This is a genomic window from Mesorhizobium sp. M0048 (assembly GCF_040323405.1).
In the GTDB taxonomy this organism is placed as follows: Bacteria; Pseudomonadota; Alphaproteobacteria; order Rhizobiales; family Rhizobiaceae; genus Mesorhizobium.
In genome coordinates, this window is sequence record NZ_JAMYUV010000086.1 from 1 (window position 1) to 12188 (window position 12188).

Consider the following 12188-nt stretch of genomic DNA (forward strand, 5'->3'; position numbering starts at 1 on the left):
GAAGGGTGAACCCGACGCTGTGTCGTGCTTCTCGCTCGTGGGTGCGGGCAACGCAAACGACCCGTACAACGTCGCCTACGACGATGACGAAATGGTTTTTTTCGACATGGCGGCGATCGGACGCAACAAGGACGGCAAGTCGCTGCGGCCCGATCTCGAGCATTCCGCTGGCCTCGGTGGACAGTTCCAGGAATGAAGCGGGCGAGCTTCGCAGTGCTGGCCGCATTTGGTTTGTGCGCATCGGCAAAGGCCCAGGATGCATCCGAATCTGCCGTGCCAACGCCCTTCGCGGTATCAAGATCGGCTCAACTGCTGACCGGAGATACCTGGCGTGACGGAGATCACCTTTTCCGCCTCTATGGCGTCCAGTCATGTCTTCGAGGCACATCAGCTGAAGAGCCAAATGGGAACAAAATCGATTGCGGGAACACCTCGCTCGCGCACCTTGCTGCGCTGTTCGATAGCGCGGCGGTTACATGCCAGCCAATCAGCTACGCCCTGGACAAGGCGGTTTTCGTCGTGTGCGGTGCGCAGCTGAATGGCGAAACAATCGACGTCGGGACAGCGCTCATTGCGACGGGATACGCGTTTGCGGCAACGACAGCAAAGGGCAAAGCTGTCAACGAGAACTACCTCGTCGCGGAAATCAACGCTAAGATGAAACGTGCAGGTTTGTGGGGCACGACGTTTCGGCATCCTGTGCAACTGCTGCTGAGCCAGAGGTTGGAGAGACAACAATGAAGCAAGACGATGAAGCGCACAGATATTACTATCCTGTGGAAGGACGCGGTGACGGTGCTATTGGTGGAGCCGCTGCATTCATCGCGATCATATTGGTGCCGGCAGGACTCTATGCGGCCTGGAATGCCGTGGTCTCATGGATTTCAGCGCTCTTTTCCTAGGGCTGCAGCTTCGTGAAAGAACCGAGCAACGCGCGCCAATCGTCGACATCAATCTCGCACCAGCCATGAGCCGTCAGCCGTTGGAAGTAAGCAGCCTTCATTCTCATTTCCGCGATAGTTGCTACTGGAGCAATGGCAGCACGCCTTCGCACCGTGGCCTCCTCCGCCATGACCGCGTCCAGCCTTTGACCCAGCAAGATAGCGTCCGTACCCTCGGCCTGCATCGCTCGCTTGCCGAGACGTTCAAGCTCAGCGAGGCTCTGACGATGTTCCGCAATCAGTTTTGCGACGTCTTCAGCCGCTTCCATCTGTCCATTGCTGCAGACCTGTTGAATAGGCATCGTCCTCGCCCTGGCGTACATCGGTTCACATACTGGTAGCTCGGGAGGTGAGGAAAAATAGGGATGACACCATCCCTTTTTTGAAGCGACCAATTCTGAGAGACAGGAGCGGTGGGCGCCTGCGTAGAGGGATTGGCTTCCAATGTTTCGTGCCCTGGTGGTCGAAGACCAGACACTTATGCGTCTGGCACTGATGAACGAAGTGCAAGCAAGCTTCGAAGAATGCATTGTCCTGGGCGCGGAGACGCTGAACATCGCGACCGCCGAGCTTCAAAACAATCATTTCGATCTTGTCGTGATCGATCCTGGCTTGCCCGGTTTTGATCCCACCTCACAAGGCGACCGCGTCGCTGTCGTCGACAAGATCATCGAGGCTTCACCCAGTGCAATCCATGTTGTCGTCACCGGTTCTGACAACCGTTGCGAGGCGGATGGCTTCCGGCAAATCGGCGCTGCCGCGTATCTCGGCAAGACCGGGCTTGCGCCCGGCGTGTTCAGCGACGTGCTGGACGATATTTCCACCAAGGGATTCTCGTTGCGCCTGTCGCGGGTTGTCATGACCAAACCCGATTACCGCTTTTCTGTTCTTACACCGCGCGAACAGGAGGCCATCGACATGATGGCGCATCGCGAACCCGGCGTGAAACGCAAGGAGATCTTTTCGCTCATGGCCGATCGGCTCGCCATTGATGCCGGCTCGGCCGAGAAATACTACAAACAGGCTCGCGCCAAGCTCATGCGGCAAGGCCATCCGCTCCCACGGGGGCTATGATCGCCATGGCCTCTCTAACCGTGCATGGAATCAAGGTTCCCGTGGAACCGCAGGATGTCTCGCCGGTCATCTGGCGAGCGCTTCAAAGCCAGAGTTATGAGGCGAAGGAAGCGAAGTGGATCTTCAGAGCCGTCAAGGCGCGCGATCGCGTACTGGAGCTAGGGTCCGGTATCGGCATCATCACCGCACTGATCGCGAAAATCCCCGGCGTTCAGGTGTGGGCTTTTGAAGCAGATCCCGCAACAGCGGAACTAGCGAAGCGCGTGATAGCGGCCAACGATCTCGACAATGTCACATATTCCCAGGGTATCCTCACAGCAGGCCCGCCGCGGTCCTTCACCTTCTACGTTCGCCGCGACCTTTGGATGTCTTCTACGGACAAAGACCAAGGACCATATGAGCGCGAACTTTCGATCCTCTCGGCCGACGTCGATCGTTTCATCACCGATCATCGAATAAACGCCCTCGTCATGGACATTGAAGGAGCTGAGAAAGAACTTCTGCAGGATGCCGAGCTGCCCGGCGTCGAGCGCATCTTTCTTGAGCTGCACGACCACCTCTATGGCCTTGACGGCATCCGCAACATCACCCTTGCCCTAGCAGAAAAGGGATTTGCCTACGATCCGCGGGGATCCGGAGGACCTTGCGTGCTCTTCGCTAAGAACGATGGCCCCCGCGAATACGAGGATGTGGAAGATGTTGCGTAATGCTCTCGCCGTCATGTTTGCCCTCTCCCTTCCGCTCGCCAGCGCCGCCGAGGAAATTCCCCTCGATCCCAACGAAGTGTCGGTTCAAGACGCCAGCGGCAAGACCGTCGCCATCTTTTCGGTAAAGCAGCTGCGGGCAGAGTTTCGGCAACAGACCTATGACACGCGTACGCCTTGGACGAGCGACAACGAGAAGATCGAATATCGTGGGCCACTGCTTGCAAATGTGCTTGCCAAGGCCGGAATCACCGCCGCGCAGGAGGTGAAAGTTGTCGCCTATGACAACTTCGTTTCCGATATTCATATGGACGAAATCCGGTCCTATAATCCGATCCTGGCGATCGAGCGTCGTTGCAACGAGAACGACAAGGCCGGTTCACATTGCCTGCCGGGTCAGGATTTCCGCCCGATCAGCATGGTAGAGAAAGGCCCCATCTTCATCGTTTGGCCCTTCGACCAGCTGCCCGCCTCCTACGTTCCCGCAAGAAACTCGATCTGGGTATTTTTCCCAGTCATCCTGCGCGCCACGCAATGAAGTTCTTCAACGGCCGTTTGTTCACTGTTCTGCCGTATCTCGGTATGGCTGCGGCGCTTGGCCTGAGTGCGTGGACGTTCATCCAATCGAACCGCTATCGTCAGGAGACGGATGCAATCCTCAATCAGACCTTCGAGATTCAGTGGCGTGCGGCACAGATCCGCGAGCGTCTTTTGCGAGTCTATGGTTATCTTCGCATCGCCGACGAGACGGGCAAGCTTGATGCAGACATCGATCGACAAATGGCGTTGGTGAACGTCAACGTCGCGCAGTTGGAAAATTTGCCCTATCTGAACCGCTTTTTTCCCGACCACGATGCCGAACTCCTGGGCCGGATTCGCATAACCCTCGAACAGAAAATTGCCCCTCTTGTGTCAGCGCGTACAAACTACACCCAAGCCATTGCCGACATGGCCAAGCTGGAACAATCAATTTACGAGATTTCCAGCTCTACCGTTGATCACAGTGCCACCTTGCAGCAGACCGCCAGCATCGACATTGCGGCCTCGCGCAACTGGTTCATCTTCGCCATCGCACTTGGCCTGGGTGCTACCTTCTATCTCGTTATCCATCAGCGTTACGCTTTAGCCAATCGCCGTGACCAGCATATGCGCTCGTTCGCTTCGCTCTTTGCGCATATGACCCGATCGCGGGTTACAGCCTTGAGGCTGTTCCTTGAGCACGCACAACCAGACAAGCAGCCGAGCGGCGAAATGCTTGAGGCTGCGCGCAGTGCTGCTACCGAACTGGAATCGATCACCAACAGTGTCCTTCAGATCGCCTATGCGCCACAAGATTCCAGCACCGTGGCGCTCGGCCCACTCCTCGAGGATCTCGCGCACGATCGCAGCAGTTTGGTGCAAGTTTTGATCGATTCCAAAGCGCGTGTGCAACCTGTTCCGGCGACGCCGTTACGGTTGGTTGTTAATGAGCTGATAGAAAACGCTCTGGCCGCTTTGTCCGGCGTCAATAACGCCCGAGTTCTGGTCTCCGCGACAGTCAAGCGACACACATTCCTCCCGCGCACCTATCTAGTGCTTGAAGTCGCCGATAAGGGCTCAGGCATGCCCCCTACGATCGCTGCAAAAGCAACTACTCCCTTCTTTTCAACGCGAGCCGGGAATCATACTGGCCTTGGCCTGACCGCATGTTCTCAGATGGTCTCGACGCTGAATGGAACGCTCATCATCAAGAGTGCTCATGGTGTCGGCACAACTGTACAGGTCAGAATTCCCCTGGCTTCCGCCGCAGCCACTTTTTGGCAATCGTGCCGCAGGTACGGGCGAACAAAGGAACACTCGTGGGGCGGCTAGCTGTGAGCTCTCAGCTCTGCTCCATTTTCACCTGAATTGCACCGGTATGCGCTATCACGGCGAAAACCTGCCAGCCATTCGGTGTAGCCCAGCTTAGACGGATGATGACGCTGGAAGCTTACGGCTCTCTGAAATGAGAACCTACGCCTCCGGGGGCGTCAGAAACAGGTAGATCAGTTGATGGCGGGACCTTATCGGAAAAGAGGAAGGTCGCTGGATCAAGTTTCAACGCCTTGGCGATCGCCGCAATTGTGTCGACGCTGATATTGCCGCTTGCGCGTTCCAATTTCATGAATGTCGCCTCCGCCACGCCTATGAGCTCGGCCATCTCATAGCGGAGCAAAGTGCGTCGTTTTCGCTCAATGTCGATGATGTGCGCCAGACGCTTGCGGATCGCATTTTCGTCCAACTGATGCGCCCATTCGGGAAGTTTTTTTCCGCCCGCGAGCAGGTCCGCAACTGACACATGCAAGCCGCTTGCCATGATTTGCAACGTCGTCAGGGTGACATTGTTTTTCTGTCGCACGGTCTGGATGTAGGTCCGGTAGGCGAGCCTTTCGCCCTCGACAGTCCGGAACAGCTCGGCCATGTGCATATGGGATAGGCCACGCTTGGCTCTCTCCCGCTCCAGCGTTGTCGCAATGTTGACACGCAACGGGTTGTCGACCACGCCCGCGATGTCTCGTTTCATAAATCGATGTAGTCGCACAAACCTGCCTTCTCGATCTGTCCTTTTTCGCGCCCATGATCCATAGTAAAGTATCAGAATCCGCAGCGAGGAAAAGGCTATGATCGTACTGAAATATCTCTTGGTGGGTGCAGCCGCCGTCGCGGGCGCCGCGGCTCTTCCATCCCAATCACAGGCATCGGAATGGGGGTGTCAGGTCCTCCTCTGTCTGTCCGGTGACTGGCAGGGCACTCCTTCTTGCCACCCGCCAATCTACAAGTTGATTGCGGCGATGAAAGCTCCGGGTTTTAATTGGCCGACCTGTCCGCAAGCCAACTCCAGCGCCGCGAGATTCGAGAAGTATGAGGATTGTCCTTCTGGCTGGCAAGCAGTTGGCAGCTACGACTCCGATCGGCCAGGAATGAGGCAAGAACGGAACATCTGCCGCACCAGCTCCGACAGGCTCACGCTGCCCGTCACTTTCACGAATAGTGGCCTCAGCCAAGACCATGAGAACGGCTCTCGACAGGCCCAGATCGAAATCGAGGGTAAACTTGTGCCCGCAAAAATCCAGATCACCGGCAACGATAGAGGGTCTTCCCTTGGTACCGGCTCCACATACTATACCATCTCTCGGCCGATGCGCGGAAAGCCCTGGTTCATCGAGTATGACGACGCGAACGGCCTACGCCAGAAAAGCTGGTTCAATCTCAACATGCCATAAGCCAGGTGATCACGCAGGACGAGTCGCCATGAGAATCACAAAACGTCTCTGTCCGGTTCATTCACGCCGACGACAGCGATGGCTTCGAAAGGTCAATGCGAAATACTGGATCAGGCAAGGGTTTCTATAAGTGTTCAAGGCGCTTCTCCTGTCGACTGCGATAATGAGCACATGGGCAGTCTCGACGGCGGCTGGTCAGAGCGACAAGCCGCGATCGAGCGCGGACAATCCGATGTGGCCCGCTTCACTGAAATGGGACTGCAAGACCGCCGCCAAAATCGTGTGTGAGCGTGACGGCAGTTGCACAGTGGCCGAGGACCACACTGGATTTGTGCTGAACTATGGCAGCAACGAAGCTGAGTTCCCGGCCAGCAATGTCAGGATCAAACGGCACTATCAACAGACCGTGCAGGCAAGCCCTTTGCAGCAGGAAGTTAAAGTCGAACTGGCTGACAATCGCGTTCTTTGGCTGACGGCCGTGGATGCCAGCCGCACTTATTCGGAAGCGTGGGTCGGCGCACTGAGCGAGTTGAAGGGTGGCGCGGTACTGATGGAATCCGAGGGAGTCTATTGCATGCCGCACAGGTGAGTGCGCGGAGAGGGCCAGGCGAGCGAAGGCTGATGGTCTGACCCGGGGCGCCGACCGCGTTTCAGAAGCGTTCAGAGTCTTCTGCCCAGTCTTATCGGGTGGTGAGGTGATGGTAAGTAATATCGATCCGTCGTATCGAGACTTAGAGTAGGAGTGGCCGCCACAACACTTGGCGTAGTTCTTCTAGGTGACGGTCGAATACCTGAAACACGAGCCATACATACTTTTCATAACGGAGAAACGTTAATTATATCTGGTGAAAGTCGCGTAAGATAATTATGGAACTACCGGGCGGTTTCGCCTGTGTTGCTTTTTTCTCTCCTGCCGCAGCTTACGAAGGTGTGGATTCTTTCAGTAAACTGCGGTTATCGGATTTTGAACTATGGTTCAGAGTCGGAAACGACAGCACATCGCGATGCCGTTCGGGGGGCGTCCATCGCATCAATTAGGACTGAGCATGAGGGGGAAGGCGGATAGCCGAAGCGTGACAGTGCGATGACCGGAAGGCCCTCGCCAACAGGGCGGCCGTAGGAGCACCAGCATAGCGCCGCCGTCAGGCGCGATGCGGGCCGACAGCCCCCGGCGGAGGGCGCTGATTGATATCGAAATTGAATCGGGTCATTTTATCAGCTGTCATAATCCAAATCGAATTTCTCACGATTTTCAGCGCGCGCCTGGATTCTCTGCATTTGGCTGCGGCAAAGATCCCGGTGGTGCGGTGGAAGCGCACCACCGGGCATCTTGGACTTGTTTTCATCAGCGACCAGGACTGCTGCATTGCGGCAGGGATGGTTCCAACCTGCTAGGCGTCGCCAAACCGCGCATCTTTGGTTGGATGCCGAATTCCGTGTGCGACGTTGCCGGATCGACACCAGCCATGGCCGCGACCCAGAGTTGCTACGTCGGAATGGCTAAGCACCTTGCCGTCGCCGGACTTGATAGTTTCGACGACATTGCCCGGCGAACAGTCATTGACCGACCCTTGTCCGTGGTGCCCAGTACGAGAAGATGAGGTTATTGCCCTGTTGGGCAAACCACAGCTCGTTGGCGTCGATACCGGTCCCGAAGTCCAGCTCGTCATTGTCGGTGAAGGAGCCGGATTCGACAATCGTATCCGACCCGTCCTTTATACGTTCCAACTTCGAGTGCCTGTTTTGTGCGGTCTCCGGCCCTCGTTTGTCGACGACGAGAGTTCTATGTACCGGCCAATCGAGCGAAGATAGGCAACGATCTCCGGTAGCAGGTGATCACGATCGCCAAACTCTTCTACGATTCTTCTTACCTTGCGCCAGGGTACCTTCCGGTCAACATCACCTGCCGAATAGCCTAAGTGACCGATCGCGCAGATGTCGCAGCCAGCCTCGATCATCTTGTCGACGAAGGCGGGAATCTCGCTCGCTTTCATTAGTCGAATGTTGTTGGTCATCGCAGAAATCTCCGTTGGTGGTCGGCATGGAAATTGCGCCGACACTCAAACGTGCTTGAATGCGCTCACCTTCGCTACCTGTGCACTTGCACAGGTTGTAGGGTCTCAGGCCTGCCGATGGCGCCGGATCGAACGTTCCTGCGCATTTGTTCATCGTTGGCACCCCGGGCACTAAACCGTGTTGCTAGAACAGCCCACCTGCTCCGTTCCAGCAAGGCAGCACTGGCCACCGGAACGCTCCCCTTGCGCGTACTGAAAGGCGATGCCGGCGCTCAGGCAGTCGGAGTCAGTCATGCCGAGGCGCCATTTCCTTTTCCTCGCAAGTCGCTCGAGCCGCACGCCTCTTTTCGCTCTGGAGTCCAATAGGTTGGGCCGAGGTTTGCTCAATCGAGGGGATCGGCGCCTTTCCATTTAGCTATAGGCTAAGAAAAGCTCCTTAGATCCCGCAGTCAGGAGTCCACCAATCGGTCGAGATGGCTGCGAACCGCGTTGCGGGCGGGATTGGGTGCTCTGACGATCGATACCCCACACCTGCGCCATTTCTTCTTCGATGGCATTATCGCCCCCCCGTATAGCTAAGTGGTGTGGACAAACCTGATCCACACGACCTAGCGCGATTTGGAGCCACCCGGCCTGGGACCTGGCGGCCGCCTCTGGCTCTACGCCGCTAAAATCGGGCCGGTTCCGCGCGTCCGCATCGAATGACGCCGGTCAGAGGTGATCTCGGAACGGGGTGTGCTCGGCATTTATGATCCGACCGAGCGCCAGCGAGTGATCGCCGGCGGGCTGGACGGCGGCATCATGTCAGGGGACTTTGTCCTCCAGGCGCGCGAGGAATGCCGAAACCTCGGCGTCGAAGTCGACCGGTTCAGTCACCGTGGGGGGAAATCCTGGCTACTCCCCCGATCATCTCCGATTTAATTCAAATTTGTCTGTAGATATTGACGATGGCGCGACCTTCACCTCGTAGACGGCAATGCGGGCGGGTAGAGAGGGTCCTATGACAAGCAATTTTTCCGCCGCCCGAGTGCATTTAGATCGAGCGTATGACTACCTTTGTGGCGATGACCCGATGAGTCGAAGGGGACGCGAAGCCTTGGACTTGTTGATTGAGGCGGTTGCCGTCGAAGAGTTCAAGCAGCCACGCCAAAACGCGGAGGTGCTAAGGTTTCCGATTGGGCGCCGCTTCTGAGGCAATCTCCACGGCCGCCATGTAGCCTCAGGTGAGGCGCTCGCCGGACGGTTGCGCCGCCACTATGAACCATGGTGAACAAATCTCCCAAAACGCCAAGAAGCCCGCCCCGCATGAGCCGAGGCGGGCAATAGAAAATGGGGGCCCAAGCGCGCGTCCATGAAACAGCGCCGCAGGTAAAATTCAGCAGAATGTCCATCCTGGCGCAACGCCACAACAGGCCGCACTCAAAGGCCGAATACATGCCTGCAGCCGACCGACCTGTCATCAATGTCAGAAAGCCCTTGCCACGCGGAGGCCGTCCATACATGCCACTGAACTGTCCTCCAGTGGCGATTAGAGCCTTGGCCGTTTCTGTTACGCCTCTTGGCGCGGGTTGAGCAACCGGCGGAGGCGCGGAGCCTCCCATCAGCACAGCGTCGGAGCCGTTCGCTCTTAGCGCAAGATTTTGAACTGCTCTTGTCCTGACCCCAGAAAGGCGCTGGAGCGTCATCGCCGACCGGATCGCGTCGTCATCGACGATAGCCAGACCAATCGGGAGGCGATCGTTTCCTGCGACACCACAAATCGCTTGCAGGACCGCTCCCGGCGCCGGCTGAAGCCGATCCGGATCCGCAAGAGTAGATACCTGAATAACCGGATCGAACAGGACCATCGGCGCATCAAGCGCCGTATCCGGCCGATGCTCGGCTTCAAATCGACGGCCACCGCAGCCACCATCCTGACCGGCATCGAAATGATTCACATGATGCGCAAGCGACAGGCGAGGTACGCCTTCAATCCGAATCCGTCCTTGGCCGAGCAGTTGGAAATCCTCGCCGCCTGATTGACCTCGCATCAGGGCCTCTCTGTGCCCCTATTCAGCCGTTGCAACAAAACCGACGAAACAGCTCTCGCCGCATAACCGCCCCACAGTTCCTCATGCTCCCTCCAGAGCCTTCAGTCGCCGAGCCTCGGAGACATCCATCCCGCCGAAGCGGCCCTTCCAGTTGTAATCGAGGCGTCGCTGACCCCGTGCTTGCGGCTCCTTCAAAAATTCCGATGATCTGCTCTTCAGAAAAGCGGCTACGTTTCATGTCCTGGTCCTCTCGATGGGCCAGAACGAACGTCAACCGGATTAGATCAGCGGGGCAAGGTCACCGCATGTCGGCCATGAATACGCCAACCCGATTACATTGTTGGAAATAAGTAACTCGAGCGAAAACGTGCAATTTGCCTTCGACACGTACCCTAATCGCGCAGAGATATCAATTTCCACGTCCTGGAATTCAAGAACGTCATTGTACAGTGGAAAATACGCCTTATATACGGCCTCCTTCAAAACAAAGAGGTCCCGCCGCTCAAGCAGGCGTAGATCGTACATGCGTTGCTCGTTAGGGGTAGCAATCAATTCGATCAAGTTCTCCGGCAGTAGCTCATTAGGCTCAATGTCGATGCCGAGAGTTGCAATCCTCTTCGTTCCTGCAATAGCGGCGGCTGCTACTGTATCGTGGTGAGCCAAAGATCCGACGATGCCGGCCGGCCAGATCGGAACACCAGAGCGCGTCTTTAAGATCGGCAGTGGTGGGAATCCCAGTTTCCCAAGAAGTGTTCGGGCAATTACTCTCGCAGCACCGCTTTGGCGACGGACTTTGGTAACAGCGCGTCCCATCGGGGTAACTTCGGAAGCGTACAAGGTGGATTCGTCGGCCGGTTCTATTGGACGAATGCCGACGAGGATGTTCTGTTGATCAATGGTGATAGTCTCCATCTATTTCTTTGAGCATTTCAAGTGAGAAGCTCAGCCACTGCAGCTTGGCCTTGGAATTGACTCGACTCGGTCGTCGATCAGCAGCGGCGGCGGACCACATATGTTTCCCATCTTTGGATCACCGAGCCAGAACTCCTCCGACATTTGGGGATTGTCGCGATCCGAGACCGAACCTCGTCTGGGTGCCAGAACCTTCGGTGCAGTTCGCTAGGGATCTTTTTCAAGAAGCCCGATTAAGGGCGTAGAAATAGCTCGGGCCAGAGCCTTGCGGCTTTCCAGAACACTCATCATCGTCACGTGGTCGCCTACAATCGGTACGGCAGTAATGGCCTCCGGACTCAAGACCCGGTCCCAGCCGCGCATAGGCGAACATGCCTCTGGGCAGAATGAACTCTTAGCTTGTCGTGCCCGAGAACTGAAGAGAGCCTCGGTGGCATAAAACTGATGTATCTCAATTGGCAGGGTTGGGACTTGGTACGCCTGCAGCGCCTTGTGGAACCGGGCGGTCCTTTCATATATCAAAACATCGTTATGGAGATTACGATCCAGAGGTATTGCCCCAATCTGCTGCCCCTTTTCAAGCAGCTGAGCGATTGAACTTTGTCCAGCAAATTGCTCCAACACTTCGAAGCTCTCATCATCTAAGGATTCAAAAGAATCGAGCACGACGTCTCGTACCATTTGGATGGGTGATATCTTTGTCACGTTTGCGGGTAGCGTAACATCGATGAGAGCGATGAACGACACAGCGTCATCGAGACTCAGCAAGCGCTGGGCGATTGCGTAAGCCAAGATTCCGCCTGATGAGTATCCAGCGAAGCGATATGGTCCCTGCGGTTGAATTTCTTTGATCGCGAGGATGACCTGATCAGCTATCGCTTCAAGGGTCAGTGGACGAACTTCATCGAAAGACGGCCATGGTAAAGCGTAGACGGGACAGTCTACGTCCATTTCCTCCACCAGACCGACGACATAGGAACAATCTCCAAAACCTGTGGGGACAAAGAAGAGCGGTGGCTGCGATCCGGTTGGTCGAATGGAAATCACTCCGCGACTCCTGGGCTGTGGCTCCAAATGAATCTTCGATGCAAGTTCCTTCAGAACAGGGGCTTGGAAGAGGTCAGCGGCGCTAAAGTCCAGCCCAAGATCTAATGCTCGACTGAGCAACTGCACCGCCAGGAGCGAATGGCCGCCCAGTTCGAAGAAGTTGTCGTGGCGCCCGACCCGCTCGACACCGAGAAGCTCCGCCCAGATCTGTGCCAGCGCCGTC

The 12188-nt window shown here is 56.5% G+C and carries 16 protein-coding genes and 2 pseudogenes; 11 read left to right on the forward strand and 7 right to left on the reverse strand.

Annotated features, from left to right (window positions below; genetic code table 11):
• From NKJ84_RS32005 to NKJ84_RS32015, 3 genes are all read left to right on the forward strand, one after another.
• On the forward strand, window positions 1–196 hold a 196-nt coding region (locus NKJ84_RS32005), incomplete at its 5' end, for a hypothetical protein (protein WP_352509856.1).
• Window positions 193–741, forward strand: coding sequence for a thermonuclease family protein (locus tag NKJ84_RS32010; RefSeq protein WP_352509857.1), 549 nt, complete (start codon window positions 193–195; stop codon window positions 739–741). The genes NKJ84_RS32005 and NKJ84_RS32010, both read left to right, overlap by 4 nt.
• On the forward strand, window positions 738–902 hold the full coding sequence (locus tag NKJ84_RS32015; protein ID WP_352509858.1) for a hypothetical protein: 165 nt from the start codon (window positions 738–740) through the stop codon (window positions 900–902). Before NKJ84_RS32010 ends, NKJ84_RS32015 begins: the two co-directional genes overlap by 4 nt.
• Here the strand turns inward: NKJ84_RS32015 and NKJ84_RS32020 are convergent.
• A complete protein-coding gene (locus NKJ84_RS32020) occupies window positions 899–1243 on the reverse strand; it encodes an SPFH domain-containing protein (protein WP_352509859.1) in 345 nt (114 codons plus the stop codon). The two genes, NKJ84_RS32015 and NKJ84_RS32020, sit on opposite strands and share 4 nt — an antisense overlap.
• Before the next feature lie 142 nt (window positions 1244–1385).
• Between NKJ84_RS32020 and NKJ84_RS32025 the strand changes: the two genes are divergently transcribed.
• Genes NKJ84_RS32025 through NKJ84_RS32040 form a run of 4 tightly spaced genes read left to right on the forward strand, consistent with a single transcriptional unit; the run spans window position 1386 to window position 4570 of the window.
• Window positions 1386–2015 carry a response regulator gene (locus NKJ84_RS32025; RefSeq protein ID WP_352509861.1) on the forward strand — a complete coding sequence of 210 codons (630 nt, stop codon included), beginning with the start codon at window positions 1386–1388 and terminating at the stop codon, window positions 2013–2015.
• Window positions 2016–2020: 5 nt separating this feature from the next.
• Window positions 2021–2722 carry an FkbM family methyltransferase gene (locus NKJ84_RS32030; RefSeq protein WP_352509875.1) on the forward strand — a complete coding sequence of 234 codons (702 nt, stop codon included), beginning with the start codon at window positions 2021–2023 and terminating at the stop codon, window positions 2720–2722.
• Complete coding sequence (locus tag NKJ84_RS32035; RefSeq protein WP_352509862.1) at window positions 2703–3257, forward strand: putative pterin-binding protein; 555 nt, start codon at window positions 2703–2705, stop codon at window positions 3255–3257. The genes NKJ84_RS32030 and NKJ84_RS32035 overlap by 20 nt, the downstream gene beginning before the upstream one ends.
• The gene (locus NKJ84_RS32040) at window positions 3254–4570 is read left to right on the forward strand and encodes a sensor histidine kinase (protein ID WP_352509863.1); all 1317 of its coding nucleotides are present in this window, start codon (window positions 3254–3256) and stop codon (window positions 4568–4570) included. The genes NKJ84_RS32035 and NKJ84_RS32040 overlap by 4 nt, the downstream gene beginning before the upstream one ends.
• 118 nt (window positions 4571–4688) lie before the next feature.
• Here NKJ84_RS32040 and NKJ84_RS32045 read toward each other — a convergent pair whose 3' ends face one another.
• Entirely contained in the window at window positions 4689–5261 is a 573-nt protein-coding gene (locus NKJ84_RS32045; protein WP_352509865.1) for a helix-turn-helix domain-containing protein, read from the reverse strand.
• A gap of 97 nt (window positions 5262–5358) precedes the next feature.
• Here NKJ84_RS32045 and NKJ84_RS32050 point away from each other — a divergent pair, with 97 nt between their 5' ends.
• Together NKJ84_RS32050 and NKJ84_RS32055 are read left to right on the forward strand one after the other, a co-directional pair.
• Window positions 5359–5961: a hypothetical protein gene (locus tag NKJ84_RS32050; RefSeq protein ID WP_352509866.1), complete on the forward strand. Its 603-nt coding sequence runs from the start codon at window positions 5359–5361 to the stop codon at window positions 5959–5961.
• A 130-nt stretch (window positions 5962–6091) separates the two neighbouring features.
• Window positions 6092–6550, forward strand: coding sequence for a hypothetical protein (locus NKJ84_RS32055; RefSeq protein WP_352509867.1), 459 nt, complete (start codon window positions 6092–6094; stop codon window positions 6548–6550).
• A gap of 968 nt (window positions 6551–7518) precedes the next feature.
• On the opposite strand, the gene NKJ84_RS32060 is transcribed toward NKJ84_RS32055, so the two are convergent.
• Together NKJ84_RS32060 and NKJ84_RS32065 are read right to left on the reverse strand one after the other, a co-directional pair.
• Window positions 7519–7689, reverse strand: coding sequence for a hypothetical protein (locus NKJ84_RS32060; protein WP_352509868.1), 171 nt, complete (start codon window positions 7687–7689; stop codon window positions 7519–7521).
• On the reverse strand, window positions 7677–7976 hold the full coding sequence (locus NKJ84_RS32065) for a Y4lK-related protein (RefSeq protein ID WP_352509870.1): 300 nt from the start codon (window positions 7974–7976) through the stop codon (window positions 7677–7679). Before NKJ84_RS32065 ends, NKJ84_RS32060 begins: the two co-directional genes overlap by 13 nt.
• Before the next feature lie 1000 nt (window positions 7977–8976).
• Here NKJ84_RS32065 and NKJ84_RS32070 point away from each other — a divergent pair.
• Together NKJ84_RS32070 and NKJ84_RS32075 are read left to right on the forward strand one after the other, a co-directional pair.
• Window positions 8977–9168: a hypothetical protein gene (locus NKJ84_RS32070; protein ID WP_352509872.1), complete on the forward strand. Its 192-nt coding sequence runs from the start codon at window positions 8977–8979 to the stop codon at window positions 9166–9168.
• Between the two features lie 472 nt (window positions 9169–9640).
• Window positions 9641–9994, forward strand: a pseudogene (locus tag NKJ84_RS32075) (DDE-type integrase/transposase/recombinase); the annotation flags it as partial.
• Window positions 9995–10096: 102 nt separating this feature from the next.
• On the opposite strand, the pseudogene NKJ84_RS32080 reads toward NKJ84_RS32075, so the two are convergent.
• The 3 genes and pseudogenes from NKJ84_RS32080 to NKJ84_RS32090 form a co-directional block, all read right to left on the reverse strand.
• A pseudogene (locus tag NKJ84_RS32080) lies at window positions 10097–10244 on the reverse strand (transposase); the annotation flags it as partial.
• A 41-nt stretch (window positions 10245–10285) separates the two neighbouring features.
• Window positions 10286–10918, reverse strand: coding sequence for a 4'-phosphopantetheinyl transferase family protein (locus NKJ84_RS32085; protein WP_352509873.1), 633 nt, complete (start codon window positions 10916–10918; stop codon window positions 10286–10288).
• 207 nt (window positions 10919–11125) lie between these two features.
• On the reverse strand, window positions 11126–12188 hold a 1063-nt coding region (locus NKJ84_RS32090), incomplete at its 5' end, for a thioesterase domain-containing protein (protein WP_352509874.1).

Excerpts from the sequence above, each read along its gene's own strand:
- NKJ84_RS32010 (WP_352509857.1), top strand. The coding sequence starts at position 193 with ATGAAGCGGGCGAGCTTCGCAGTGCTGGCCGCATTTGGTTTGTGCGCA.
- NKJ84_RS32015 (WP_352509858.1), top strand. The coding sequence starts at position 738 with ATGAAGCAAGACGATGAAGCGCACAGATATTACTATCCTGTGGAAGGA.
- NKJ84_RS32020 (WP_352509859.1), bottom strand. The coding sequence starts at position 1,243 with ATGCCTATTCAACAGGTCTGCAGCAATGGACAGATGGAAGCGGCTGAA.
- NKJ84_RS32025 (WP_352509861.1), top strand. The coding sequence starts at position 1,386 with ATGTTTCGTGCCCTGGTGGTCGAAGACCAGACACTTATGCGTCTGGCA.
- NKJ84_RS32030 (WP_352509875.1), top strand. The coding sequence starts at position 2,021 with ATGGCCTCTCTAACCGTGCATGGAATCAAGGTTCCCGTGGAACCGCAG.
- NKJ84_RS32035 (WP_352509862.1), top strand. The coding sequence starts at position 2,703 with ATGTGGAAGATGTTGCGTAATGCTCTCGCCGTCATGTTTGCCCTCTCC.
- NKJ84_RS32040 (WP_352509863.1), top strand. The coding sequence starts at position 3,254 with ATGAAGTTCTTCAACGGCCGTTTGTTCACTGTTCTGCCGTATCTCGGT.
- NKJ84_RS32045 (WP_352509865.1), bottom strand. The coding sequence starts at position 5,261 with ATGAAACGAGACATCGCGGGCGTGGTCGACAACCCGTTGCGTGTCAAC.
- NKJ84_RS32050 (WP_352509866.1), top strand. The coding sequence starts at position 5,359 with ATGATCGTACTGAAATATCTCTTGGTGGGTGCAGCCGCCGTCGCGGGC.
- NKJ84_RS32065 (WP_352509870.1), bottom strand. The coding sequence starts at position 7,976 with ATGACCAACAACATTCGACTAATGAAAGCGAGCGAGATTCCCGCCTTC.
- NKJ84_RS32070 (WP_352509872.1), top strand. The coding sequence starts at position 8,977 with ATGACAAGCAATTTTTCCGCCGCCCGAGTGCATTTAGATCGAGCGTAT.
- NKJ84_RS32085 (WP_352509873.1), bottom strand. The coding sequence starts at position 10,918 with ATGGAGACTATCACCATTGATCAACAGAACATCCTCGTCGGCATTCGT.